General features: G+C 71.4%; 21 protein-coding genes. 11 read left to right on the top strand and 10 right to left on the bottom strand.

All coding sequences use genetic code 11. The annotated features are described in order from the left end of the window. Positions 1 to 27: 27 nt before the first annotated feature. Both QRY02_RS13975 and QRY02_RS13970 read right to left on the bottom strand, forming a co-directional pair. A complete protein-coding gene (locus tag QRY02_RS13975; protein ID WP_285991949.1) occupies positions 28 to 3,162 on the bottom strand; it encodes a PA14 domain-containing protein in 3,135 nt (1,044 codons plus the stop codon). A gap of 75 nt (positions 3,163 to 3,237) precedes the next feature. Then, on the bottom strand, positions 3,238 to 4,242 hold the full coding sequence (locus QRY02_RS13970) for a LysR family transcriptional regulator (protein ID WP_285991948.1): 1,005 nt from the start codon (positions 4,240 to 4,242) through the stop codon (positions 3,238 to 3,240). 73 nt (positions 4,243 to 4,315) lie between these two features. Here QRY02_RS13970 and QRY02_RS13965 point away from each other — a divergent pair, with 73 nt between their 5' ends. Together QRY02_RS13965 and QRY02_RS13960 are read left to right on the top strand one after the other, a co-directional pair. Further along, on the top strand, positions 4,316 to 5,248 hold the full coding sequence (locus tag QRY02_RS13965) for an NAD(P)H-binding protein (protein ID WP_353069061.1): 933 nt from the start codon (positions 4,316 to 4,318) through the stop codon (positions 5,246 to 5,248). Between the two features lie 16 nt (positions 5,249 to 5,264). After that, a complete protein-coding gene (locus tag QRY02_RS13960) occupies positions 5,265 to 5,630 on the top strand; it encodes a darcynin family protein (RefSeq protein ID WP_285991947.1) in 366 nt (121 codons plus the stop codon). 49 nt (positions 5,631 to 5,679) lie between these two features. Here the strand turns inward: QRY02_RS13960 and QRY02_RS13955 are convergent, their stop codons facing one another. Next, positions 5,680 to 6,249 (bottom strand): TetR/AcrR family transcriptional regulator, encoded by a 570-nt coding sequence (locus QRY02_RS13955; protein ID WP_285991946.1) that lies wholly within the window; start codon positions 6,247 to 6,249, stop codon positions 5,680 to 5,682. A 71-nt stretch (positions 6,250 to 6,320) separates the two neighbouring features. Between QRY02_RS13955 and QRY02_RS13950 the strand changes: the two genes are divergently transcribed. Further along, positions 6,321 to 7,871: an FAD-dependent monooxygenase gene (locus tag QRY02_RS13950; RefSeq protein WP_285991945.1), complete on the top strand. Its 1,551-nt coding sequence runs from the start codon at positions 6,321 to 6,323 to the stop codon at positions 7,869 to 7,871. Between the two features lie 25 nt (positions 7,872 to 7,896). Here the strand turns inward: QRY02_RS13950 and QRY02_RS13945 are convergent, their stop codons facing one another. Next, entirely contained in the window at positions 7,897 to 8,658 is a 762-nt protein-coding gene (locus QRY02_RS13945) for a PIG-L deacetylase family protein (protein WP_502874203.1), read from the bottom strand. Positions 8,659 to 8,768: 110 nt separating this feature from the next. Between QRY02_RS13945 and QRY02_RS13940 the strand changes: the two genes are divergently transcribed. Beyond that, complete coding sequence (locus QRY02_RS13940; RefSeq protein WP_285991943.1) at positions 8,769 to 11,447, top strand: ATP-binding protein; 2,679 nt, start codon at positions 8,769 to 8,771, stop codon at positions 11,445 to 11,447. A gap of 282 nt (positions 11,448 to 11,729) precedes the next feature. Here the strand turns inward: QRY02_RS13940 and QRY02_RS13935 are convergent, their stop codons facing one another. Both QRY02_RS13935 and QRY02_RS13930 read right to left on the bottom strand, forming a co-directional pair. Next, positions 11,730 to 13,877: an FUSC family protein gene (locus QRY02_RS13935; RefSeq protein ID WP_285991942.1), complete on the bottom strand. Its 2,148-nt coding sequence runs from the start codon at positions 13,875 to 13,877 to the stop codon at positions 11,730 to 11,732. Between the two features lie 57 nt (positions 13,878 to 13,934). Further along, entirely contained in the window at positions 13,935 to 15,572 is a 1,638-nt protein-coding gene (locus tag QRY02_RS13930; protein WP_353069059.1) for an FMN-binding glutamate synthase family protein, read from the bottom strand. 86 nt (positions 15,573 to 15,658) lie between these two features. Between QRY02_RS13930 and QRY02_RS13925 the strand changes: the two genes are divergently transcribed. The 3 genes from QRY02_RS13925 (at position 15,659) to QRY02_RS13915 (ending at position 19,983) form a co-directional block, all read left to right on the top strand. Then, on the top strand, positions 15,659 to 16,624 hold the full coding sequence (locus QRY02_RS13925) for a TIGR03557 family F420-dependent LLM class oxidoreductase (protein ID WP_285991940.1): 966 nt from the start codon (positions 15,659 to 15,661) through the stop codon (positions 16,622 to 16,624). Between the two features lie 271 nt (positions 16,625 to 16,895). Next, the gene (locus tag QRY02_RS13920; protein WP_285991939.1) at positions 16,896 to 19,679 is read left to right on the top strand and encodes a ricin-type beta-trefoil lectin domain protein; all 2,784 of its coding nucleotides are present in this window, start codon (positions 16,896 to 16,898) and stop codon (positions 19,677 to 19,679) included. Between the two features lie 148 nt (positions 19,680 to 19,827). Next, positions 19,828 to 19,983 carry a hypothetical protein gene (locus QRY02_RS13915; RefSeq protein WP_285991938.1) on the top strand — a complete coding sequence of 52 codons (156 nt, stop codon included), beginning with the start codon at positions 19,828 to 19,830 and terminating at the stop codon, positions 19,981 to 19,983. Between the two features lie 99 nt (positions 19,984 to 20,082). Here the strand turns inward: QRY02_RS13915 and QRY02_RS13910 are convergent, their stop codons facing one another. Next, on the bottom strand, positions 20,083 to 20,475 hold the full coding sequence (locus QRY02_RS13910) for a hypothetical protein (protein ID WP_285991937.1): 393 nt from the start codon (positions 20,473 to 20,475) through the stop codon (positions 20,083 to 20,085). 170 nt (positions 20,476 to 20,645) lie between these two features. On the opposite strand from QRY02_RS13910, the gene QRY02_RS48845 reads away from it, so the two are divergent. After that, positions 20,646 to 21,236, top strand: coding sequence for a response regulator transcription factor (locus QRY02_RS48845; RefSeq protein WP_502874202.1), 591 nt, complete (start codon positions 20,646 to 20,648; stop codon positions 21,234 to 21,236). Further along, the gene (locus QRY02_RS13900) at positions 21,206 to 21,556 is read left to right on the top strand and encodes an ABC transporter permease (protein ID WP_502874201.1); all 351 of its coding nucleotides are present in this window, start codon (positions 21,206 to 21,208) and stop codon (positions 21,554 to 21,556) included. The genes QRY02_RS48845 and QRY02_RS13900 overlap by 31 nt, the downstream gene beginning before the upstream one ends. An 89-nt stretch (positions 21,557 to 21,645) precedes the next feature. Here the strand turns inward: QRY02_RS13900 and QRY02_RS13895 are convergent, their stop codons facing one another. From QRY02_RS13895 to QRY02_RS13885, 3 genes are all read right to left on the bottom strand, one after another. Next, on the bottom strand, positions 21,646 to 22,395 hold the full coding sequence (locus QRY02_RS13895; RefSeq protein ID WP_285991936.1) for a thaumatin family protein: 750 nt from the start codon (positions 22,393 to 22,395) through the stop codon (positions 21,646 to 21,648). Between the two features lie 45 nt (positions 22,396 to 22,440). Continuing rightward, positions 22,441 to 23,250 (bottom strand): glycoside hydrolase family protein, encoded by an 810-nt coding sequence (locus tag QRY02_RS13890; RefSeq protein ID WP_285991935.1) that lies wholly within the window; start codon positions 23,248 to 23,250, stop codon positions 22,441 to 22,443. Positions 23,251 to 23,329: 79 nt separating this feature from the next. Beyond that, positions 23,330 to 23,743 (bottom strand): cysteine/serine endopeptidase inhibitor, encoded by a 414-nt coding sequence (locus QRY02_RS13885; RefSeq protein ID WP_285991934.1) that lies wholly within the window; start codon positions 23,741 to 23,743, stop codon positions 23,330 to 23,332. Positions 23,744 to 24,130: 387 nt separating this feature from the next. Here QRY02_RS13885 and QRY02_RS13880 point away from each other — a divergent pair, with 387 nt between their 5' ends. Further along, complete coding sequence (locus QRY02_RS13880) at positions 24,131 to 24,979, top strand: SAM-dependent methyltransferase (RefSeq protein ID WP_285991933.1); 849 nt, start codon at positions 24,131 to 24,133, stop codon at positions 24,977 to 24,979. Positions 24,980 to 25,034: 55 nt separating this feature from the next. Continuing rightward, positions 25,035 to 25,499, top strand: coding sequence for a hypothetical protein (locus QRY02_RS13875; protein ID WP_285991932.1), 465 nt, complete (start codon positions 25,035 to 25,037; stop codon positions 25,497 to 25,499). Positions 25,500 to 25,513 lie beyond the last annotated feature (14 nt).

Raw genomic sequence — 25,513 nt, 5'->3', positions numbered from 1 at the left:
AGCGCGGCACCCACGTCGCGGGAGGCATCAGGAGAGCTGGGCGACCTCCGTGTCCGTCAACGCCTTGCCGGCCACGCCGACCTCGTCGACCGCGCCGGGCCAGAAGTCGACGTTGCGGCCGTCGTACTTGGCCCGCCCGACGGTGAACGCGCCGGTGCCGACCACCGCCGGCCCGGCCGGTGCCGTCGCGACCTTCACGCCGTCCACGTAGAGCCGGATCTCGTCGCCGGCCCGGACACCCGTCAGCTCGTACCAGCGGCCGATCTCCGGCACGACCTCGTACCGGGCGCGGTTGCCGCCGGGGGTGCTGAACGCGAACGCGCCCTGCCCGTACTGCAGATAGAACGGGCTCTCCCGCTCCCGGCCGTCCTGGCTCACCGCGGTCGCGTAGTTGCCGGGCAGCTGGTCGAGCCGCACCTTCGCGGACACGGTGTAGTCACCGGTCGTGTCGACGACCGGGCCGTAGGTGTCGGCGGAGCCGCCGGTGAACTGCAGCGCACCGTCCTTGAACGCCGCGCCGGCCGGGGTGAGCGTCAGCGGGTTCTTGCCACCGCTCGAGTCCTTCGCGGTCGTTCCCCCGCGCTCGTCGAGGTGCCATGAGCCCTTCCCCGCGTAGGGGTAGGGCTTGCCCGCGTCGGCGCCGGCCTCGATCACGCGCCGGTTGATCTCGCGGACGGGACCCGGGTCGACCTTGAGGCGCTTGCGGTCGTAGGTCCAGAGCCCGTTGAGCTCGCCTTCCAGGTCGGTGACCTGCGTGTAGACCGAAGCCGACAGCTCGGCCCTGGCCTGCCCGAGGTAGAAGGTGCGGGTGTTGTCGACGTACTTCGCCGTCAGCGCCGCCTTGTCCGCCACGCCGCTGTAGATCGCGATCGGCGCACCCGGCCACTGGTGCCCCGGCGTGCGCAGCGTGAAGCCGCCGTGCTCGCCGTCCATCGCGACGCGCCTGCCGTCCGAGCGGGCCGGGTCGGTGTTGTTGTAGTCGTGGTGGTCGATGACGTCGCCGCGCCCCGAGTCGCCCTTGGAGGCGCAGCAGTTCACCCCGCTGTGGGCGTTGACGATCCGGCTCGGGTCGGCGGCCTGGACCTGGTCGGTGATCCGGCCGGTGGCGGCCTTGTCCCACTCGCCCCAGCCCTCGTTGAACACGATCCAGGCGTAGACGGACGGGGAGTTCTGCAGCTGGTGCATCTCTTCCAGGCCCTGGTCGAGCCACGCCTGCTGCGCCGCGGGGTTGTTGCCGTCCTCGACCGACACGAAGTCCTGCCACACCAGCAATCCCAGCTGGTCCGCGTGGTAGTACCAGCGGGCGGGCTCGACCTTGATGTGCTTGCGGACGGCGTTGAAGCCGAGGTCCTTCTGCGCCTTCAGGTCGAAGACGAGGGCGTCGTCGCTCGGCGCGGTGTTCAGCCCGTCCGGGTAGAAGCCCTGGTCCAGCTGCATCAGGGAGAAGAACGGCTTGCCGTTGAGCGTCAGCTTGGGGACGCCGCCGACGTTCGTGATGCCGGTGGACCGCATGCCGAAGTAGCTCTTGACCTTGTCGCCGCCCAGCTTGACCTCCAGCTGGTAGAGGTACGGGTCATCCGGCGTCCACAGGTGCGGGTTCGGCACCGGCAGCTTCAGGTTCGCGTTCGCCGGCCCGGTGACCGTGCCGACCGGCCGGCCCCGCGCGTCCTTGGCGACCGCGGTGACGGTGGCGTTGCCCGCGGACTTGACGTTCAGCGCCAGCGAGCCGGTGGTGAGGTCGGGAGTCGTCTTGATTTCGTCGATGCCCTTGTCCGCCACGGGTTCCAGCCACACCGTCTGCCAGATGCCCGACGACGGGGTGTAGAAGATGCCGCCGGGGTTGGGGGACTGCTTGCCCTTGGGCTGGTACGGGCCGGTCGTGTCGGTGACGGCGACGACGATCTCCTGCTCGTCACCGCGCTTGAGCGCGTCGGTGATGTCGGCGCTGAACGCCGTGTACCCGCCGGTGTGCTCGGCGACGAGCTTGCCGTTCACCCAGACCTTGGCCTGGTAGTCGACCGCGCCGAAGTTGAGCTTGAGGCGCTGCCCGCCGCCGACCTTCCAGTCGCGCGGGACGGTGACCGTGCGGCGGTAGAACATGTGGTCTTCGTGCCGTTCGAGCCCGGAGAGCTGCGACTCGATCGGGTAGGGCACGATCACTTTTTCGGGCAGCCGCTTGCCGAACGCCGGCTGCTGGCCCTCCTGGGCGGCCGAGAACTCCCAGGGGCCGTTGAGGTTGACCCACTGGTCGCGCTCGAGCTGCGGCCGCGGGTACTCCGGCAGCGGGTGGCGGGTGTCGGCGTTCTCGCCCCACGGCGTCCGGAGCCGTTCCGTGGACGCGTTCGCGACCGTGCGTCCGGTCTTCCCGATCTTCGTGCCGTTCACCGTGAGCGCGCCCGCGCCGTCGTAGTACATCGTGACCCGCTGGCCCTTCAGGACTCTTTCGGCCAGCCGGATCGTGGCCCGGGTGCGGGTGGTCGTGATGAGCGAGACCGGCATCGGCGTCGCGTCGACCTCGATGCGCAGGTGGTCTTTCAGGTCGCTCGTGCCCGAGACCCGGCCGTCGAAGTCGGCCGTGAGGGTGCGGCCGTCCTCGGCCACGTCCGCCGAGCGCGGCACGGCCGTGTAGCCGGCGGGAGGCGTGAACGCCGACAGCGGCACGATCTGCTTCGCGATGCCCGCGCTCGACCAGCGCAGGAACATGTTGGCGCCGCCGACGTCCTGGAACATCTCCAGCTTGAAGTCGTACTGCTTGCCGGCGCTCAGCGTGACCGGTGTGCTGGTCTGCTCGGTGTCCCAGTCGCCGACCCAGTGGTCGATCACCGGCGCGCCGTCGATGAACAGCCGGAACCCGTTGTCACCGATGGCGTAGAACGTGTAGTCGCCGGTCCGCGGCACGGCGAGCCGGCCGGTCCACCGGGCGGTCGTGTGCTCGGTGCGCCCGGCGACCAACCCGAAGACCGAGGTCAGGTCCGCGTGGTCGACCTCCGAGTCGAGTGCGGTACCGGCCAGGTTCGCGAAGTCCCGCGCGCCCGGCGCCGACATCGTGTAGTACTCGGCTTTCAGGCCGTGCACGGGCTCGGCGGCACCTGCGGGCGGCGTGCCGGACGCCACGCCCAACGTCACCAGCAGGGCGACGAGGACGGAAGCGGCTCTTCTCATCGGCGCGATCCCCTTCAGTTTTACAACGTTGTAAAAAGATCTGACGGGATCCAATCAGATCAAACGGACTCCTCACTACCGCCGAATGTCGGTATCTCGGGGGGCGGCAGGCGGGCCCGGCTCGGTATTCCGGGCTCGATCGTGCGCCGAAAGCGGTGCGCGAAGCGTCCGGCGGACGGCGTCGCGGAGCCAGCGGTGAGCTCCATCGGCGGACTGGCGGGGATGCCAGGCCATGCCGATGGTCAGCGGCGGCAGCGGCAGGGGAATGTCGAGCAGGTGCAGGCCGAGCGCCACGGCGTCGGCGGTGAGGGGTGAGACGGTCGCGTCGGAGAGAGCCGCGGGGACCAGGCAGACGAGGTCGCTGCGGGCGGCGAGGGCCATCGCGGCCAGGTGGCTGGGCAGGACCACGGCGACCCGCCGCCGAAGGCCGTGCTCGGCCAGTGCGGTGTCGAGGGGACCGGTGAACCGCCCGCGGCGGCTGACCGCGACGTGGTCGGCGGCAGCGAGCCCGGCCGGCGTCACGGGTCCCTCGGTCAGGGGGTGACAGGGCCGGACGGCCGCCACCATCCGCAAGGTGAGCAGCTTTTCGACCTGCGTCTCGGGATCGACGTGGTCGATGGAGCCGATCTCCAGGTCGATCCGGCCGTCGCGGAGGGCCGACCCGGCCTCGAACTCCTCGGCCCGGAACCGCAAGAAGATCCCCGGCGCCTCTTGCCGGGTCAGTCGCAGCAGCCCCGCGGCCAGCGCCGCGCCGACCAGGTCGGCGGCCTGGAGGGTGAAGGTGGTGTGCAGGCCGGCGGGGTCGACAACGGTGCCCGGTGTGAGCAGGGCGGCCAGGCTGCGAACCACGGCGGCGGCCTCGTCGCGCAGGGCATGGGCGCGCGGCGTGGGCACCATGGTCTGCCCGGCCCGGACCAGGAGCGGGTCCTGGAGGATGCGCCGCAGGCGGGCGAGGGTGCGGCTCATGGCTGCCGGGGAGGTGTGCAGGCGGGCGGCGGCGCGCGTGACGCTCTGCTCGGCCAGCAGGGCGTCGAGGGCGACGGCGAGGTTGGCGTCGATGACCGGATCAGGGCTGCTCACCAGCGTAATTCCATTCCAGGCAATGAATGCTTGCTGAAGTTCCCATTGTGGCATCGGCGTGGTCCTCAGCAGCATGGGCGGCGTACTGACCGGCACGACCTGCGAGGTTTTCATGATCGTCATCACCGCTCCCACGGGGAACATCGGCAGCCACCTGGTGCCCCTGCTGCTGGCGGACGCCCCCGCCCACGGCGAGGAACTGCGGGTGATCGCCCGCGACCCCGCCCGGCTCCCCGTCGAGGTGCGCGAAAACGTCGAGGTGATCACCGGCTCACACGGCGACGCCGAGGTTGTCGATCGGGCCTTCGAGGGTGCGGACGCCGTCTTCTGGCTCGTTCCCCCGGACTCTTCCCGGCCCCCGGCGGACGCCTGGAGCGGCTTCACCCGTCCCGCCGCGAAGGCCCTCGCCGCCCACGGTGTCGGGCACGTCGTCGGCGTGTCCGCGCTCGGCCGCGGCACCCCGGTCGCCGAGCGCGCCGGGCTCGTCACCGCCTCCCTGGCGATGGACGAGCTCATCGCGGAAACCGGCGTCGCCTACCGGGCGCTGGCCAACCCGTCCTTCTTCGAGAACCTCCTGGAGGAGGTCGGCTCGATCCGCGAGAAGGGCGTCTTCACCGACGTCGTCGACGCCGACCGCAAAGCACCGCTGGTCGCCATCGCCGACATCGCCGCCGTCGCCGGCCGCCTGCTGCTGGACCGCTCCTGGACCGGCGTCGGCGACGTCGCGGTTCTCGGACCCGAGGACCTGTCCCCGCGCGACCTGGCCCGCATCATGACCGAGCAGCTGGGGCGCCCCGTCCGCTACGAACGCCAGTCGCTCGAGGACCTGCGCACCACCCTCCTCGGCTACGGCCTCGACGAAGCGTTCGTCCAGGGCATCGCCGACATGAAGCAGGCCAAGGACAACGGCCTCGACGCCGGCGTTGCCCGTACCGCGGACACCGCCTCTCCCACCACTTTCGCGCAGTGGTGCGCCCACACGCTCAAGCCCGCCGTCCTGGCCTGACCGAGGAAGGAACGCCATGTCCACCGAAGAAGCCGAAGCAACCGTGACCGCTTTCATGCTCATCAAGACCACCCCCGAATGGCTCGCCATGACCGTCCGGGAACGGGCGGACGCCTTCGCCACCCAGGTCGTCCCCGCGATCGAGGCCAAAACCACCGGCGTCCGGTCACGCTTCTACGACACGGAGTTCTACTCCGCCCGCGTCACCGACATCTGGGTCTGGGAAGCCGACGATCACCACGCCTACCAGCTCCTGATCGACGCGCTGCGGGAGACTCCCTTCTGGGACCGCTACTTCGAGATCGTCGACCTGCTCGTCGGCACGGAGAACGGCTACGCCCGCACCTACGGGTTCGACCCCGTGGCCACCATCTCCACCTGATCCGCCGTCGCCGTCCGTGGTCCGGCCCGCCGGAACCGCCTCGGCGGGATCAGGCGGGCCAGCCGCGTTCGAGGATGGCGAACGCGGCTTCGACGACGCGGGCCGGATTTTCGGAGCGGATGGCGAGGGCCGAGGTTTCCAGCGCGAAGTGGGCGAGTGCCGCGCATCCGGGATCGGTTTCGGGGGCGCCGGTTTCGGCGGCGAGGACGCGGGTGAGCGCGTCCTCGTGCCGCATCCACATCCGGTGCCAGTAGTCGCTGAGCGCCGGCGTGCTGCGCACGAGGGTCATGAACTCCGCCGCCCCGTCGGCGGCGGCACCGCGCTCGACGCGGGCCAGCGTGTGCTCCCGCAGCGCGGCGAGCACCGAGGTGCCGGGCGGGCGGTCGCGCACCGCCGCGAGCAGGGCTTCCTCGATGTCGGTGTCCCGGTCGAAGACGAGGGATTCCTTGCTGGGGAAGTGTTTCTGCAGGGTGGTGGTGGACACGTCGGCGGCGTCGGCGATCTCGCGGACGCCCACGTCGTCGTAGCCGCGTTCGAGGAACAGGCGCAGTGCCGCGTCGGCCAGGGCCTGGTGGGTGGCCGCCTTCTTGCGCTCCCGCCTGCCCGTCCCGGTAACCATGGGTTGACCATACCAGTAGTTGTACGGTGTACTCAGTTGTACTGTGTCACTTTTACTTCGAGGGGGTTCCCATGACCGCACGTGTGCCGGTCTTGATCAGCGGTGGCGGCATCGCCGGACTGACCACCGCCCTGCTGCTGCGACGCGAAGGGGTGTACCCGGTGCTGGTCGAGAAGCACGCCGGGGTGTCGCCGCAGCCGAAGGCACGCCGGTTCAACCCGCGCAGCACCGAGGTCTTCCGCCTGCTCGGCCTTGCGGCCGAGGTCGCCGAGGCGAGTGCGCCGCTGGCGTCGTTCTCCGCGGTCCTGGCCGGCCCCACGCTGGTCGCGGCCCAGGCCCGGGACATGAGCGGGATGCGGGAACGGCGGCTGCAGCAGGCGAGGATTCCCGAGCTGAGCCCCGGACCGAACGTCCTGTGCCCGCAGGTCGTGCTGGAGCCGATCCTGCGCCGGGCCGCCGAAGAACGGGGCGTGTCCGTGCGGCTGGGCACCGAACTGGTGTCCTTCACCCAAGACGGCGACGGGGTGACCGCGCTGCTGAAGCCCGCGGACGGCGAGCCGTACAAGCTGACCGCGGACTACCTCGTCGCCGCCGACGGCGCACGCAGTCCGGTCCGCACCGCACTGGGCATCCCGCGCGGCGGCCACGGCCACCTCGCCGACAACCTCGACCTCTACTTCCGCGCCGATCTCACCGGCCTGGCGCGGGAAAAGCCGTTCAACCTGTGCGAGATCGACAACCCGGTGGCCTCGGGCGCCTTCCTCTCGGTCAACGGCACCGACCGGTGGCTGTTCTCGACGGCCGACTTCCCCGAGGCGCGCACGCTCGGCGACGGCGACTGGCACGACCTCCTGCGGATCGTGATCGGCGTCCCGGATCTCGACGTCGAGCTGCTCAGCCGCTCGCCATGGGAGTCGGCGATGCGGGTTGCCGACCGGTTCCGCGACGGCCGCGTGTTCCTGACGGGCGACGCCGCGCACATGATGCCCCCGATGGCCGCGGCGGGCGCCAACACCGCCATCGCCGACGCGGCCAACCTCGCCTGGAAGCTCGCCGCGGTACTGGCCGGGCGGGCGGCGCCCGCCCTGCTCGACACCTACGACGCCGAACGCCGTCCGGCCGGTTACGCGATCGCCGAAGCCTCCAGCACGGTCCGCGGGCACGTCGGCGACATGCTCGCCGCCTACACCAGCCCGGATCGCCGGCACGACGACCTGCTGGCCACGATGTTCGGCACCCAGTACACCGAAGGCGCGTTCGTCCCGGACGGCCGCGATCCCGCGCCCGTCGACCACTACGCGCCGGCGGGCCGTCCGGGCACGCGCCTGCCGCACGCCTGGATCGACGCACGGACGTCCACGGTGGACTACGCCGGCCCGGGCCTGACCCTGCTCACCGGCCCGGACAACGGACACTGGATCACCGAAGCGGATCGCCTCGGGCTGCGGCTGGTCGAGGTGCCGCACCAGGGTTGGCTCGCCGAGACCTGCCTGCCCGCCGACGGCGCCCTGCTCGTGCGCCCCGACGTCATCGTCGCCTGGCACTCGGCATCCGCAACACCGCTCGCCGAGGCAGTGCAGTGGGTGCTCGGCACCGCGGTCGCCTCCGCGCAACCGCAGTAGCCGGTGGTGGACGTGCTCACCACGATCATGCGGTGACGTCGTCCGCGACCTCCGGTGGTGCCTGCAGGTCGTGGGCGCGGAAGAGGACGGCGTGCTCGACGCCCATGGCCTTGCCGCCCATCGCGGCGAACCGCGGGATGAAATCGGCGGGCGCCGGGTGGTCGGGGAGTGCGGCCAGGTAGGCGGCGTGCGCCTCGAGCGAGGCCACGCCGCGGCGCAGTGGTTCGCCGGTGACGTCGACGCCGTGGGTCGGGTCCGTCATGCCCGGGGTCAGGTACCAGCGGGCGGAGTGCGGCTGGAGGCCTTCGGCGTCGATCTGCTCGGGGAAGACCCATCGGTTGCCCGCGTCCCGGATCGCGTCGAGCGTCGCGAGGCCGGCCGCGCGGTGGTCGGCCTGGTCGAAGCCCCAGGGCGTCTCGATCTCGAAGCCGGTGCCGTAGACGACGTCGGGCTTGAACCGGCGGATCTCGCGGCAGATGTCGCGGCGCAGGTCGAGGCCGTAGACGAGCACGCCGTCGGGGTGTTCGAGGATGGTCAGGTGTTCGACGCCGACGGTGGCGCAGGCGGCCCGCTGCTCGGCGGCACGCAGGCGGGCTGTTTCTTCGGGCGGGTTGGGCATGCCGGCTTCGCCGCGGGTGAGCAGGAGGTAGCCGACCTCGATGCCGCGCGCGGTCCAGCGGGCGACGGCCGCGGACGTGCCGTACTCCATGTCGTCGGGGTGGGCGACGACGCAGAGCACGCGCCGGAAGGACTCCTCGGGCAGAGCGGGCAACGTCATGCCGGACATCCTGCCGCATTCCGGTCCGGCGGGCCGCCGCCCGGTTCGGTGGTCGCGCCGACGCCCGTGCGCGGCCGATGCGGTTGGATCGGACGGACGATGTCCGGGTTGCGGGAGGCGTGAGGCTGGTGGGCGGCGATGCCGGAGGGCCGGATCCGGCCCGGATCACTGACGTCGCGGGGTTCGTTCGCGAAGTCGATCTGCTGCGCCGGCAGGCGGCCCGCGGCACCGGCAAGGCGCGAGTCAGCTTGACCGAGCTCGCCGGCCTGGTGGAGGTGCCGCGCTCGACCGTGCACGCCTACCTGTCCGGCAAGATCCACCCACCGTCCGACGTGTTCGACCGGATCGTCATCGCTCTGGGTGTTCCGCGCCCGGCGTGGGCGAGCTGGAACGAAGCCTGGTTCCGCGTGGCCGCCCACCTCCACACGCAGAAGCAGGCCGCCCGCCCGCAGGCGGTGCCCCGCCAGCTGCCCCTCGACGCCGGCGGGTTCGTGGGACGCGAGCAGGAGCTGGCCGCACTCGACGAGCTGTCGAGCGGCTCGGCGGGCACCCGGGTCGCGCTCGTCACCGGGATGCCCGGAGTGGGCAAGTCGGCGCTGGCGATCCGGTGGGCACACCGGGCCGCCGGCCGCTTTCCCGATGGCCAGTTGTTCGTGAACCTGCGCGGGTTCGCCGAAGCTCCCCCGGCCGATCCGGTCGACGTGCTGTCCGGGTTCATGCGCGCCCTGGGGACGGCTGAGCGGGACATACCGCGGGAAACCGACCGGCTCGCCGCCTCCTTCCGGTCCGCGGTCGCCGGTCGTCGCATGGTGGTGGTGCTCGACGACGCGAGCAGTGCCGAGCAGGTGCGCCCGTTGCTGCCCGGCTCGCCGAGCTGCGCTGTCCTGATCACCAGCCGCACGAGACTGGTCGGCCTGGTCGCCAGGGAAGGAGCGGTCCCGGTGGAGCTGGGACCGCTCGGGACGGACGACGCCGTCGCCCTGGTCCGGTACGCCGCCGGTCCGGACCGGGTCGACGCCGACCCGGTGGCGACCGCGGAGCTGGCCGAAGCCTGCGGACGTCTCCCGCTCGCGCTGCGGATCGCGGCGGCGAACGCCCGTGTCCGGCCGGGCCTGCCCCTCTCCGCGATGGCCGGGGAGCTCCGGTCGGCTGATCCGCTCGCGGTGCTCGACGCCGCGGTCGACCGGGAGACCGCGGTGCAGAACGCGGTCGCGCTGTCCTACCGCGCGCTGAACCCCGCGGCGCAACGGGTGTTCCGGCTCCTCGGGCTGTTCCCGGTCGACGGGATCGCCTTGCCGGCGCTGGCGGCCGCGACCGGCCTGGTGCCGGAGTCGCTGGGTCCGGTCGTCGGCACCCTGCTCGACACGCACCTGTTCTTCGAGCGGACGCCGGCGCGGTACAGCCAGCACGCCTTGCTGCATTCGTGGGCCAAGCGCCGCTGCCTGGCGGAAGACGCCGGCGATCTGCGTGATTCGGCGTTGCAGCGGCTGATTTCCCACTACGCGGGGCTCGCGACCGAGGCGGCGCAGCTGAGGCACCCGCGCCCGTACCGGGAGAAGTACGCGCGCGTCCGATCCGGCGGTGCGTCGTTCGCGACCGCTGACGACGCGCTGACCTGGTTCGACGTCGAATTCGCCACGTTGTCCACGCTGACCCGGCAGGCCGCCGCGGCGGGCCTCCACGCGCTGGCGACCCAGCTGTGCGTCGCCCTGCACTTCGAGTTCGAACGGCACCGTTCCGCGGAGTGGCTGCCGGTCAGCGAAGCGGCGCTCGCCGCGGCACGCGCCGCCGGGGACCCGGCCGGGCAGGTGCTCTGCCTGCGGGTGCTCAGCAGCGCGCACTGGAGCAGCTCGGACCACGCCGAAGCGCTCCGCCACCTCGACGAAGCCGTGAAACTGGCCGACGAGCTCGATACGCCGGACCTCCGCAGGCTCGTCCTGAGCGATCTGGGCCGCACGTCGATCTCGATCGGCCGGCTCCACGACGCCGCCGGGCACTACCGGCGGGCCCTGGACCTGGAGCCGGCTCCGGACGGGGCGGCATCCATCCCGAACCTCGTCGTGCTCGGCGACGTCCTCTGGGAGCTGGGGGAACTCGCCGGCGCCCACGACCTCCAGGCCAAGGCGATCGAGACGGCGACCCGGCAGGGTTACGCCGCCGGGCTGCAGCTCGCCGAAAGCCACGCGGGCCGGCCCGTGCAGGCGCTCGGTGACCTGGAGCGCGCCGTCGAGCACTACCGGACCGGTCTCGAGCTGTGCCGGTCGGCCGGCGAGCACGCGGACGAAGCCACCGTGCTCGCCAACCTCGCGGGAGCACTGCGCGACCTCGGCGAGTACGAGGAGGCGCTGGCCACCGCACGGGACGCCCTGGCCAAAGCGACCCGGCTCGGCATGCGACGGACGCAGGCGGGCGCGCACCACGTGCTCGGCACGGTCATGGCGGAACTCGGCCGGATCGACGTGGCCTGCACGGCGCTCGAGTCGGCGCTGGACCTTTCCGTCGAGGCGGCCCACCCGCGTGGCCGCGGGGACGCACTGGTCGCCCTGTCCGCGGTGCACCTGCGACAGGGCAGATTCGACGAGGCCCACGACCGGGCCGGCCGAGCCCTGGCCATCAGCGAGCAGACCGGCCACCGGCTGATCCGGGCGGACAGCCTGCTCGCGATGGCCGCCGTGGAGCGCGAACGCGGCGAATCCGGGGCGGCGCGGGCCCACGCCGGGCAGGCTCGGGCCCTGCACGAACAGGCGGGCTGCCGGCCGGGAGTCGAGCGCGCTGACGCGGTTCTCGGACGCCTCTGAGGGGCCGGTATCCGGAAGCGTCCAGGTATGTCCAGGATCCGGCCGTCCCCCGCCCCGGTCGTGGTGAACTGTGGCGGCCGTCGCCCAGCCGGGGACGACGCCGGTGGTCGGGGCACTGGCCGGCGGTTCGGCGGTTCGCAGCCATGGGGAGGTGGCGACGCCGAACCGCCGTGGCCCGCACCGGAATCGGTTTTCCGTGCCGGCTGGTCGGACGCCGAGCTGTTCGCCTTCGGCCTGGACCGGGTGCTCGACCGGCTTCCCACCACGAGCTGAGACGCCTGCCTACCGCCACCAAGGACGGTGGCGCTGGGCCGCCACCACGCCGGCCGGCTCGACGAGTTCGGCGAGACGGAAAGAGATGTGCTTGATGTGCTCGTGGACCCACAGCGCGCAGGCGAGGTCGCGCACCGAGGCGCCGGGCTGCTGGAGGAGGTCCGGGAAGGCGGGCGGGGCGAGCATGGGGACGTCGCCGTGGTCGGTGCGGTCCAGGCGGGATGCCAGGTGGTCGTACCAGGCGGCGAGCTGGCCCGCCTGGTCGCCGAGGAGCCGGCGGAACGGGTCCGGCTCGACGTGGGGGTTCGGGAGCCCGGCCAGCGAGTGCGCGGTGAGCCGTGAGCGGACGGTTCCCATGACCAGCCGCCACAGGTCGGGCTTGGGGACGTGCTTGGTGCCCTGCTCGCTGAGGAACCCGCGGAGCGCGTCGTCGAGGCGTGCTCCGGCCGCGGTCGCCGCGGCGGGGGCGGGTGGGTCGTGCCGGAGGCCGAGCGCCCAGTTCGCGGCCGCGGCCAGGTACGCGCCGCCGGCGCGGAACGCGTCGGCGAGGTCGTCGGCGACCACGGCCCGGGCGCCGCGGGGCCAGAACAGCGCGCCCACCACCAGGCACACCGCGCAGCCGATCGCGACGTCCTCGATCCGCACGACACCGATCTGCCAGCCGGCCGGCGCGAGCAGGTTGAACAGCACCGAGACCGTCACCGTGAAGGCCGCTTGGCCGGCGGTGAAGGGCAGCGCACCCGGCGCGTAGCCGGCGACCAGCACCGCGATCGGGAGAGCGATCCACAGCGCGGGCGCGCTGGTGCCGATGACCAGCAGCAGCAACGCGCCGACGACGACGCCGAGCGCGGTCCCGATCAGCGCTCGCAGCGCGGTCGAGCCGGTCGCCGCCGCGTTGCCGCGCAGCACGGACAACGTGCCCAGCACCACCCAGAACCCGTGTTCGACGCCACTCGCCCCGGCGACGACGACCGCCGCGGCCAGCGCCACCGCGCCGCGGAGGCTGTTGACGAACCACACCGACCGCAGGCTCGTGTGCGGCGAAGCGACGCGGGCCAGCGAGGCCACGGAGCGCCCGCCGGGAAAGCGGGCCCGCCGTCCGCCGGGGACCGCGGCGCGGGCCTCGGTCACCGCCTCACGGACGGCGAAGGCGCCGGTGCGGGCGTGGAAGGACAGGTGCACCGCGTCGACGTAGCCGGGGTCGCCGGATCCGAGCGCGCGCAGCCGTTCCACGCTCGCCTGGACCCTGCGGTCCAGCTCGTCGGCGTCGAAGGAACCGGGCCGGCCGGCCAGCAGCCGGGAAACCTCGCGCAGGCCGGCGCTGGTCTCGGCGAGCAGCTCCCGCTCGACCTCGGGTGCTCCGCTCAGGTCCGGGTACTCGCCCGTGGTGTCGGCGATGACCGAAGCGCACCATTCGAGCAGGCCCACCAAGTTGTCGAGAGCCTGGTCTTCGGCGGCCAGGCCGGTGGGGCGGTAGGGCGTCGCGGTGAATTCGTCGATCAGGTGGTGCTTGGCTTCGACCGCCGCTTCGTGCGCCGTGGCCACGCCCGCGCCGCCGCCCAGGGCCGCGTCCAGGTGGTCGGCCAGCGCGCCGGCCGCCCGCGACGCCGCGTCCCGCAGGGCCGTGGCGGGGGACCGGGGCGACAGCAGCAGGACGGCCGCGGTGCCGACCACCGAGGCCAGCCACCAGCCACCGAGACGGGCCGGCACCATGCTCATCGTGCCGGGGGAGGCGGCCGGGAGGACGTAGGCGAGCAGCGCGGCGACGCCCCCGGCGGCCGCGTTCGGTCCCGCGACTCCGCCGAAGAGCACCAGGAAGGCCACGACGAGCGTCACGACCGCGGCCAGCGGCAGTGACGCGCTGGCGGCGGTGCCGATGACCAGCAGGACGCTGCCCGCGACCGCGAGTCCGAAGTGGGCACGCAGCTTGTCCCGCCGACCGCCGCCGAACGACGCCATGACCAGCGTGGCGAACCCGCCGAAGGCGGCGAACGTCGCCACCTGCAGGTCGCCGATCACCTTGATGCTGAACGCGAAGAGGACGGGGACCACCAGGGTGGCCCGGACAGCGCGCAGGGCTGCGGCCGACGACCACTGCGGGATCCAGTCCCGGGGCGTTGCCCGGCGGGTCTTCAGAGCGGGGGAGTCGATCGCCACCGGCCGAGCATAGACGGCGACGGCGGCGCGAACGTCCTGGTGGCGGACTGCGGCTGATCAGATGGTGAAGCGGTCGGGATCGGCCGCGGCCCAGTCTTCCGCCCAGCCCCGCGGGGGCTCGGACAGCAGCTGCCCGGGTGCGATCCAGTCGTAGAGCTCCGCGTAGGACAGCACCTGGTGGGGGTCGACGCGGCGGCGGAGCATGTGCGGTCGCAGCTCGGCGGGGAACCGGACGCCCATCGACGCCATGATCTGCTGCGCGCCGGTCACCGTGGCGCGCTGGAACCGTTCCACCCGCAGGGACTTGTCTTCGACGTCCAGCGCGCGGGCGCGGCGGGCGTCCTGGGTGGTGACGCCGACCGGGCAGCGGTTGGTGTGGCAGCGCTGGGCCTGGATGCAGCCGACGGCGAACATCATCGCCCGCGCCGCGTTGGTGTAGTCGGCGCCCTGCAGGAGGCGCTTGACGATGTCCGCGCCGGTGGCGACCTTGCCGCTGGCGCCGAGCTTGATCCGGTCGCGCAGGCCCGTGCCGACCAGTGCGTTGTGGACGGTGATGAGGCCTTCGGTCAGCGGGGTCCCGATGTGGTCGGCGAACTCCAGCGGCGCGGCGCCGGTCCCGCCTTCGGCGCCGTCGACGATGATGAAGTCCGGCGTCACACCCTCGGCGAGCATGGCCTTGCAGACGGCGAGGAACTGGCGTCGTGACCCGAGGCAGAGCTTGAACCCGGTCGGCTTGCCGCCCGCCAGCTCGCGCATCCCGGCGATGAATCGGACCAGCTCCCGCGGAGTGGAGAACACCCGGTGGTAGGGCGGGGAAATGACGCTTTTGCCCTGTGGGACATCGCGGACGCGCGCGATCTCGGCGTTCACCTTGCCGCCGGGCAGCACGCCACCGATACCGGGTTTCGCGCCCTGGGACAGTTTCAGCGACACGCACTTCACGGCGTCGTGCGCCGCTTTGCCGGCGAATTCCGCTTTGTCGAAATCGCCGTCGGAGGTCCGGCAGCCGAAGTAGCCGGTGCCGATTTCCCAGACGAGGTCGCCGCCGTGCCGCAGGTGGTACTCCGACAGCCCGCCTTCGCCGGTGTCGTGGGCGAACCCGCCGAGCGCGGCGCCCTTGTTGAGGGCCAGGATCGCGTTCGCGGACAGGGAGCCGAAACTCATCGCCGACACGTTCAGCAGCGCCATGTCGTAGGGCTTCGTGCAGTCGGGGCCGCCGATCCGGACCTTCGGCGGATCGTCGGGCGCCGCCACCGGGGCCATCGAGTGGACCAGGGACTCGTACCCGTCGGCGTAGACGTCGCGTTCGGTCCCGAACGGCTCTTCGGCGTCGGTGCCCTTGGCGCGTTCGTAGACGATGCTGCGGACGTCCCGGTCGTACGGGCGGCCGTCGAAGTTGCGCTCGACGAAGTACTGCTGCAGCTCGGGCCGCACGGCTTCGAGCAAGAACCGCAGGTGCCCGAGGATCGGGTAGTTCCGCAGGACCGAGTGCCTGCGCTGCGCGAGATCCCAGCACCCGACGCCGGCGAGCAGGAGCAGCGGCACGGCGAGCAGCCACCACCACGGGCCGGCGAACAGGGCCAGCGCGGCGACGCCGAGCGAGAGCAGCGACAACACCGCCACCGCAGCGAATCTGAGCACGGAACCGAAGCTAACGGCGTCCCCGGCCGGGCGCAGGGTGAGGGCGGCGATCACGCCGCCGATGGGGCATTCGTCCCGTGTGCTGCCCGTTCCGCCGATGCGGTGGTGTGCCGTTCGCGGGGGCGGGGTACCCGGCCGGCATGACGTCGATCGGCTACTTCCTTTCGTGCGAGCAGTACGGTCCCCGCGAGCTCGTCGCCCAGGCCCGCGCGGCCGAGCGCGCCGGGTTCCGGCGGCTGTGGATCTCGGACCACTTCCACCCCTGGAACGACGCGCAGGGCCAGAGCCCGTTCGTCTGGTCGGTGATCGGCGCCCTGTCGGAGGCCGTTTCGCTGCCGATCACGACGGCGGTCACCTGCCCGACCGTCCGGATTCACCCGGCCGTGCTCGCCCAGGCCGCCGCCACCGCCGCGGTCCAGCTGGACGGCCGGTTCGTGCTGGGTGTGGGCTCGGGGGAGGCGCTCAACGAGCACATCCTCGCCGACCCCTGGCCCTCGGCCGGGCAGCGGCTGGAGATGCTCGAGGAAGCGGTCGACGTCATCCGCAAGCTCCACGCGGCGGGGGCGCGCGGCGAAGCGGTGAGCCACCACGGGACGCACTACGAGGTGCAGGACGCGCGGATCTACACCGTGCCGGACGAGCCGGTGCCGATCTACGTGTCCGGGTTCGGGCCGCAGGCCACGAAGCTCGCCGGGCGGATCGGCGACGGGTACTGCACGGTCGTGCCGGACGCCGACCTGGTCCGGGCCTTCCGCGAAGCCGGCGGCGGGGACAAGCCGGTGCAGGCCGGGATGAAGGTCTGCTGGGACGCCGACGCCGGAGCGGCGCTGGACCGGGCGCACCGGCTGTGGGCCAACGACGTCCTGCCCGGCCAGCTGGCCCAGATCCTCCCGCGGCCGGAGGACTTCGAAGCCGCGACGTCGTTCGTCCCCCGCGAGGCCGTCGGCGAGGCGATCGTGTGCGGCGACGACCCGAAGGCCCACGCGGAACGCGTCCGCCAGTACGTCGACGCCGGGGTGGACGAGATCTACGTGCAGCAGGTCGGCGCCGACCACGAGGGATTCTTCCGCGGCTGGGAGGAGCACGTCCTGCCCGAATTCCACTGAAACGGTCTTGCTGGGACGCGGCACCGGCCCGGAAATCTTCGGAGCCGGCGACCGGACCGTCAACAGACGGCGGGGAAGTCTGCCTCTTCGGGCATCCCGATGTGCCGTCGGTCCCCGTGTGCCGAGCCAATGACGAGACAGCATCGCCGGTCCTCCTTGACTTCACGCCAGGTGGGGGACTCTGCTGTTCTCACGGGACGCTCGAGAACTTCGTTGCCGGTTGCCGGGACGTCCGTGCCCCGCCGCACGACGAGTTCCGGAGGAGACCTCCATGCGTCCGCAACGCCGCGGCTCGACCGTCCATCGGCTGCTCCTGGTGCTTTTGTCGGCACTGCTCGTCACGGCGACATTGGTGGTGACTGCGGTGCCCGCCGCCGCGGCCACCACCACGATCGCCGTCGACGGCGGCGAAACCGGCCGCACCTTCGACGGCGTCGGCGCGATCAGCGGCGGTGGCGGGAACTCCCGGCTGCTGATCGACTACCCACCCGCGCAACGGGCGCAGCTGCTGGACTACCTGTTCAAACCGGGCTACGGCGCCGCCGTGCAGCTGCTGAAACTCGAGATCGGCGGGGACGCGAACTCCACCGACGGCGCGGAACCGAGCCACCAGCACGTGCGCGGCGAAATCGACTGCAACGCCGGCTACGAGTTCTGGCTCGGCGAACAAGCCGTCGCGCGCAACCCGGAGATCAAGCTGGTGGCGCTGCCCTGGGCGGCGCCCGGCTGGATCGGCGGCGGGAACTTCTGGTCCCAGGACATGATCGACTACGACATCTCCTGGCTGGACTGCGCCAAGCGGCACGGCCTGACCATCAGCTACCTCGGCGGCTGGAACGAACGCGGCCACGACAAGACCTGGTATGAAAACCTGCGCTCGGCGCTGAACTCCCGCGGCTACGGTTCCGTGCAGATCGTCGGTGACGACACCGGCTGGAACACCGCCGACGACATGCTGTCCGACAGCCGGTTCGACGCCGCGGTCGGCGTCGTCGGCTCGCACTACCCGTGCGGCTACCTCTCGGACGCGACGACGTGCGGATCGTCCGCGAACGCCGTCGCCACCGGGAAACCGTTGTGGGCCAGCGAGTTCGGCTCCCAGGACTTCAACACCGGTTCGGCCGCCTACATCCGCACCATCACCCGGGGCTACCTCGACGGGCGGATGACCGGGTTCATGAACTGGCCGCTGGTGGCCGCGCTGTATTCGAACCTGCCCTACAGCTCGGTGGCCCTCGCCACCGCGAACACGCCGTGGTCGGGCACCTACCAGCTCGGGAAGAACCTGTGGGCCAACGCGCAGGTGGCCCAGTTCACCAAGCCCGGCTGGAAGTTCCTCACCGGCTCGGCGAGCGGCTACCTCGGCGGGAACCGCGGAGGAGGCAGCTACATCTCGCTGAAGTCCACCAACGGCACCGACTACTCGACCGTCTACGAAACCACCGGCGCGACGGCCGCCCAGATCGTGGACGTCGCCGCCTCGGGCGGCCTGAAAACCGGCACCGTGCACGTCTGGTCCACCGACCTCGCGTCCTCGAACGCCGCCGATCACTTCGTGAAGCAGGCCGACGTCACCCCTTCGTCGGGGAAGTACTCGCTGACCCTGCAGCCCAACCGGATCTACACGGTCACCACGACGACCGGACAAGGCAAGGGCACCGCGGCGAGCCCGGCGGCCGGCACGTTGAGCCTGCCCTACTCCGACAACTTCGACAGCTACCCCACGCGCAGCGCCGCGAGGTACTTCTCCGACATGCAGGGCTCGTTCGAGGTCCGGCCGTGTGCCGCCGGCCGCGGCGGGCAGTGCCTGCAGCAGGTCGCGCCGATCCGGCCGATCAACTGGCAGGACGACAGCGACGCCTTCACCCTCGTCGGTGATCCGCACTGGAGCAACTACACCGTCAGCACGGACGTCGACATGCGGCAGGCCGGCACGGTGACCCTGCTCGGCCGCGCCAACACGCAGAACCGGCCGCAAAGCCACCAGGCCGCCTACCAGTTACGCATCACCGATACCGGCTCCTGGTCGATCGCCAAGAACAGCAGCGGTGGTGTCCTCACCACCCTCGCCTCCGGCTCCCACGCGGCGCTGGGCCTCGACAACTGGCACAACGTCAAACTGGGCTTCAGCGGCAACCGGATCACCGCGACCCTCGACGGCGCCGTGCTCGGCGCGCTCACCGACACGACGTTCACCGCCGGGCTCGTCGGCGTGGGTGTCACCGGTTACCAGACGAACCTCTTCGACAACGTCTCGGTCACCCCGAACGCCGCCGGTGACCTCGGCGGCATCCTCAAGGGGCAGGAGTCGGGGCTCTGCGCCGACGTCCCCGCGGAGAGCCAGGCGGAGGGCACCGCGATCGCCCTGTGGGACTGCACCGGTGGCGCCAACCAGAGCTGGACCGCGACCCCGGCCGGGCAGCTGATGGTCTACGGCACCAGGTGCCTGGGCACCGGGGCCGGTGGCACGGCCAACGGGACACCGGTCCGGATCGGCAGCTGCGACAATTCCGCCGCGCAGCGGTGGACCGTCAACGCCGACGGCTCGGTCGTCAACGCCGGATCGGGCCGGTGCCTCGACGCGGACGCGCACGGCACGGCCGACGGCACCGCGCTGGTGCTCTGGGACTGCAACGGCGGCGCCAACCAGAAGTGGGCGCGCGGCGACACCGGCGGCATCCTCAAATCGCAGGAGTCGGGCAAGTGCGCCGACGTCCCGGCGGGGAACCAGGCCAACGGCACGGTACCGGCGCTGTGGAGCTGCAACAACGGCAGCAACCAGGCGTGGACGTCGACCACGTCCAACCGGCTCCAGGTGTTCGACACCAAGTGCCTCGAGACCGCCGACGGCGGAACGGCCGACGGCACCGTGGTCCAGATCCACGACTGCACCGGGACCGCCACGCAGCAGTGGCGAGTCCAGGCCGGCGGAGCGGTCGTCAACGTCGGGTCCGGCAAGTGCCTCGACGTGAAGGGCCGCGGCACGGCCGACGGCACCCCGTTCGTCATCTGGCCGTGCAACGGCGCCGCGAACCAGCGGTGGTCGCGTGGCTGAGGACGCGAGGTCCCGCGGGGGAGTGGCTCGCCGCCCGGCCGTCCGGGTGGGAACGCCTGTTTGACCGGCGGGGTGTGCGGGTATCTCCGCGCTCGACACGAGCCGCCGCCTCAGGGACGGCGGTTCCCGGAAAAGGAGCTTCCCCACCGTGATCATCCTCGGCGTCATCCTGATCATCCTCGGCTTCGTCATCGGCATCCCGGCGCTGTACACGATCGGCGTCGTGCTCGCCATCGCCGGGGTCGTCCTGGCGATCCTCGGCGGAACGGGCCGCAAGATCGGCGGGCGCGCCCACTGGTACTGAGCCGGATGCGGGGCCGGAAGCCGACGCTTCCGGCCCCGTCGGCGCGTTCGCAGGTGTACTTCCGTTTCGACGGGTGAAGACCAGTTCGTCGTCGCGTCCCTACCGGCCGGCCCGCCAGTCCTCGATCGCCGCGGCCCATTCCTTGTTGCGGGTGGACTCCATGAACTCCTTGCGGTCGATCAAGAGGTACACCTCGCCCGCCGGGGTGGTCGTATCGAGGATGAGTGGTTTACCCGAGTCCGTCAGACCGCCGAGGAACCGCCCGTACAGGTCGGTGAACTCGCGCCGCACGCTCGTCACGTCACCGGGCCGCAGCACCAGCGTCCCCTCGTCCCACCCGGACAGCGCCAGCGAACCGCCGGCCAGTTCGATCGTCCCCCGCCTGCGGAACAGCGCCTTCTGGCTGATCGCGCCCGCCGCCTTGTCGGCGATCTTGTTGGCTTGCATCTCCGCGGCACTCGCTCCGAGGTAAGTGCCCTGCTTCGGTTCCATGCCGTGAACCCTCGCGCACGGGCGGCCCGTCCGCAGCGGCCGAAGGGTGACGGGCGCAGCAACTTTCGTCGATGTCCGCGATCGGCCGACCGGCCCGAGGGACGGGGTTCCGAGGGCGACGACGCGAGGTGCCATAAACTCGCCGTCCATCCGCCGCGCGGGAGGCTGGGATGTGCGCGTTCGTGCTGGTCGCCGAGGACGACGTCAAACAGGCCGAACTGCTGCGCCGGTACCTGCGCCGTGAAGCGCACTCGGTGCTGGTGGTGCACGACGGCCGGGAGGCGCTCGACCAGGCGGCCCTGCGGCAGCCGGATCTGCTCGTCCTCGACGTGATGATGCCCGGCCTGGACGGCCTCGACGTCGTGCGGTCCCTGCGGCGGGATTCCGACGTGCCGGTGCTGCTGGTCACGGCGCGGTCGACCGCCGAGGACAAGCTGGCCGGATTCGACCTGGGCGCCGACGACTACGTGACCAAACCGTACGACCCCAGGGAGCTGATGGCGCGGGTGCGGTCGCTGCTGCCCCGCGCCGGTCCCTCGGATCGGCGGCCGGCGCTGCCGCTGCGGGTCGGTGCGCTGCTGCTCGACCAGATCCGGCACACCGTGCGGCTGCACGACCGGCCGATCGACTGCACGCCGGCAAGATCCTCGTCAGCAGGCCCTCCGACGCCTTGGCGGCCAAGCAGCTTTCCGACACCGCGTTCTCCGGGCTGCTGCTCGGGCTGGCCGCGGTGGCGCTGCTGGTCGGCACCGTCGGGGTGACCAACACGATGATCATCTCGGTGCTGGAACGCACCCGCGAAATCGGGCTGTGGCGTGCGCTGGGCGCGACCAGACGGCACATCCGCGGCCAGTTCCTCACCGAGTCGGTTGCGTTGTGCCTGCTGGGCGGGCTGGCCGGCGCCGCCGTGGGCCTGCTCGTCACCGTGGACTACGCCGTGTCGCGGGGCTGGCCCACGGTCGTTCCCCTGACCGGGGTCGCCGGTGGCGTCGGAGCCGCACTGGCCGCCGGCATTCTCGCCGGGATCCACCCGGCCGTGCGTGCGTCACGGCTGCCTCCGGCCGAGGCGCTGGCCACCTGAGGTCGCCGCCCGCCGGTCTCGACCAGTCCGGCGGGCGCGGGGGCTGCGCCGGTGCCAGCGCGGCCACCGCGGTGGGGCTTCGGCCTTCGTCACGCACCGCCGTGGAAGGTGATCGTGAAGCCGCTGCAGGAGGCGCACTGGTACATCGTCTGGTTGCCCGGCTCGGTGTCCTGTTTGGACCACGCGTACGCCTTCGGGCAATGCGACTTGATCGCGTCGCTGTAGCTCGTCGGGGCGTCGCGGTTCGGGTTGACGCAGTTGATGAGCGTGCCACTCGGGGAGTAGCGGCGGTCTTCGGCCGGGCAGTAGGACAGCAGGTTCTCCGGGCAGCCCGCCGAGCCGCACGAAGCCGATCCCGGGGGCACGGCCGCGTTGACCGGCTCGATCGTGATCGGCAGGGAGAAGGCGTTGACGTAGCTGACGTCGTACCACGGGGCGAGGCCGTCGGCGGTGTCGAAGTTGAACTCCGCCAGGCTGGCCGGCTGTTCACCGGTCGCGCAGTGGTCGGCGTAGGCGCCGCAGTCGCCGACCGTGCAATGGAAATCCCGGCCGGAGGTGCCCGTGCACCCCTGGCGCGCGAAGAACTTGCCCCGCCAGTGGCCGGGCGCCGATGTTTCCGGCACCGTCACGGTCGCCGTCTGCCCGTCCGCCAGCGTCGGCAGGCTCGCGAAGTTGACCGACTGGTCGGCGTTCACGGTGCTGCCCAGCCAGAGCGTCTGGCCGGAGTGGTTCACGAACGTGACGGTGTGGTTGCCCGCCGCCGCGGCCGGTGTGGCCGGCGAACTCACCGCCGACGCCACCGCGATCGCTGCGGCAACGGCGAAGAGCCGCCTGCTCATCCGGGAAAACATGGGTTCGACCTCCGTTCGTTGCTGGGTGGGGGATCAGCCGGCGGCCCGGTAGGCGACGCCGCTCGCGTTCGGGGTGGTGCCCGTGTAGAGACCGGTCGGGGTGGTCGACGTCGAAAGCGAGAACCAGGCGTAGCGCTCGACGAACGACAGTCCGTTCAGCATCGCCGTGGACCGGCTGACGAAGTCGGCCTGCTCGGCCGCGGACGGGTACCGCGGGGTGGGGCCGGAGAAGTCGGTCAACGCGTATTCGGTGACCCAGATCGGCAGGTGGTAGCGGTTGTACACCGCCTGCAGGTAGGACTGCAGCTGCCCGGTCGCGGCGGCCGAGAAGTCGCCGCCGTACCAGTGCAGCGGAATGAAGTCGACGCGGTGACCGCGCGCGGCCGCGCCGCTCATGAACCGGTCGAGCCAGCTGCCGGGAGTGTCCCCGCCGTACGCCACCGCCGGCGCGCCCAGCCGCATGCCCGTCGCCTGCAGCTGCGGCCACAGGTCCAGCGCCGTCTCGACGGACATGTTCGCCTGGCCGGCCAGGTCCGGTTCGTTGAACGCGAGCAGGGTGTTGCCGGCCGCCTTCGCCCGCTGCAACTGGTCCGCGGTGACGGAGCCGCGGCCCCAGATCATCGGGACGAACTCCGTCCCGGCCGGTGCGGTGATGCCCTGGGGGTCCGCCGCCCAGGTGTAGAACCACCGCGCGCCGACGTCGCCGAGTGCGGTGGTGACGCCGGAAAAGGCGGCCGCGCTGACGCCCTTCTTGGTGCCGGCCGCCGTCGCCGGGGCGGCGAGGCCCCCGGCGGCGGCGATGGCCACGGTCACGAGGACCAGGAGTTTCCTGAACTGGTTCATACCACTTTCTCCGGTGTTCGACGAGGTGGGTGCGCCGCGGGCCGGCCTCCGGCCGTGCCGCCGGAGGCCGGCGACGGAGTCACGAGCGCACGAACGTCCACGTCACCGGGATGTTCCCCAGGCCGGGGTCCGCCAGCTGGGCGAACGCCGGCGCGCTGAGGTCGATGTGCGCGCTGTCGCAGCTCGGGCACTTGTCGGCCACGGGCACGGTGATGGTCCGGCCGTTGTACGAAACCCGGATGGACACACCCCGGCAGAGAGGGTCGTTGTTCGGGTTGGCGGTCGTCCAGTACGCGGCCGGCGCCGCGACGAGCAGCTGGGTGGCGGCGTTGATCTGCGTGCCGCAGGCGCCGAATCCGGCGTCGTTGTAGTAGGTGGCGCGGCCATTGATCGGCTGGTCGAAGGGAATGTCGGCCCATGCCGTACCGCTCGTCGTCAGGGGAAGCGCGGCAGCGGCGGCCAGCACGGCGAGCGACTTGATGGTCTTGCGCATTCCGTCCCTTTCCCTCGTGTTCCGGACGTGCTCGTGTTCATGACGGACTTGCCGGTTCTTCCTGGCAGCACCGGTGAAACCGCGACCGGGTCGCACGGTTTCCGCGCGGTGCCGCGCCAGATAGTACTGTCCCGCGCAATACCTGGCTATGACAAAGAATTGTCCGGACAAGATCGGCTGACATCGTTGACAACGGGACATGATCCGTTCAATTCGAAATCATTTGCCGCGGTCGTCCGGGATTCCGGAAAACGTCGGGAGATCGTGGTCGCCTGCCGCCCATTCGCAACCGGCTCGGGCTCGGCGATAGCCGACGCGTGGACACCCAGGGGCCATCAGTGCCGTCACGGGCAGGGATAAGATGGCTCGACACGGTGGGGAGGCGGCATGGCGGAGGAGTCTTTACCGGGGGTGGACCTGGAGCACCCCAGCGTGGCTCGGGTGTACGACTGGTATCTCGGCGGCACGGCCAACTGGGCGATCGATCGTGAGTTCGGCAAGAAGGTCCTGGCGACGTTTCCGGCCGGGATGTATTGCGCCCGGGCCAACCGGGCCTTTCTGCATCGCGCTGTGCGGCACTTGGTGGCCCGGGGCGTGCGGCAGTTCGTCGACATCGGCTCCGGTGTTCCGACGATGGGCAACGTGCACCAGGTCGCCGACGAGGTCGCACCGGACTCCCGGGTCGTCTACATCGACTACGAACCCGTTGCGGTCGCGCACTCCCGGATCTTGCTGGAGCAGCACGGCGATCCCGCCCGCCACGCGGTGATCCACGGCGATCTGCGTGATCCCGAAGGAGTCTGGGACGCTGTGGCCCGGACCGGCGTGGTCGACCTCGACGAGCCGCTGGCCCTGCTGGTCACCGCGGTGCTGCACGTTCAGCAGACCGGCCCCGACGGCCGGGATGTGGGTCCGGAAGCCATCGCGCAGTACCGAGATCTGCTGCCGGGAGGCTCGTACCTGGTGCTGTCCCAGATCACCCACGAGGGACTGCCCGAGGAGATCGCCGCCCAGCTGCACGCGATCATCCGGATGTACGACGACGACGTCAGCAAACACGTGTTGCGGTCGAAGGCGGAGTTCGGTGCGCTGTTCGGCGACTTCGCACTGCTCGAGCCCGGTGTCACGTGGACGGCGTCCTGGCACCCCGAGGACAGTGGCCCCGACACACCCGTGATCGACTTCGCGGACCCCAGCGAGTCCGTGATGCTGGCCGGAGTCGGCCACAAACCCTGACCCGAAAGCCGACAACCAGCCTCCGTGCTCACCGCGGACCGATAGGGTCCGGGGCGTGAAGTATCCGGAACTGGAGGCAGCCATCCTGCAGCTCGTCATCGCCGCGGGTGAGGAGAGCGCCGAGGCGTTCGGCGCCGCGACGATCACCCGGCTGCTCCGGGACGAGGTCGTGGAAGACGCGGGACGGGACGAACTCACCGAAGACGCCTGGGCCGCGCTGGCCCGCGCCCGAGAGTCGATCTTGACCATCGACGCCGGAGAACTGGAGACCTTGATCGCCCGGATCGACGCGGGGATCCTCGCCGACGACGACCTGGACCACGGAATCGTCGCCGCGATAACCGCGCTCATGCACTGGAGCACCTACCTCCGGGGCCGACGGCGAGGCGAACTCTACGAACTGGCCATCCGCTCGATCGAAGACGTCGACTTCCAGGTGAACGCCGATCTCGACGACATGCTCGCCACCCCGGAGATGTCGGCGGAGTACGAACGGATCCAGCGGCTCCTCACCTCCTAGCCCAGGCCGGAGGC

Origin of the sequence: Amycolatopsis sp. DG1A-15b (assembly GCF_030285645.1) — a bacterium.
Lineage (GTDB): Bacteria > Actinomycetota > Actinomycetes > Mycobacteriales > Pseudonocardiaceae > Amycolatopsis.
Note: the sequence above shows the minus strand (reverse complement) of the source record. Positions and strands in the feature narration are given on the sequence as shown.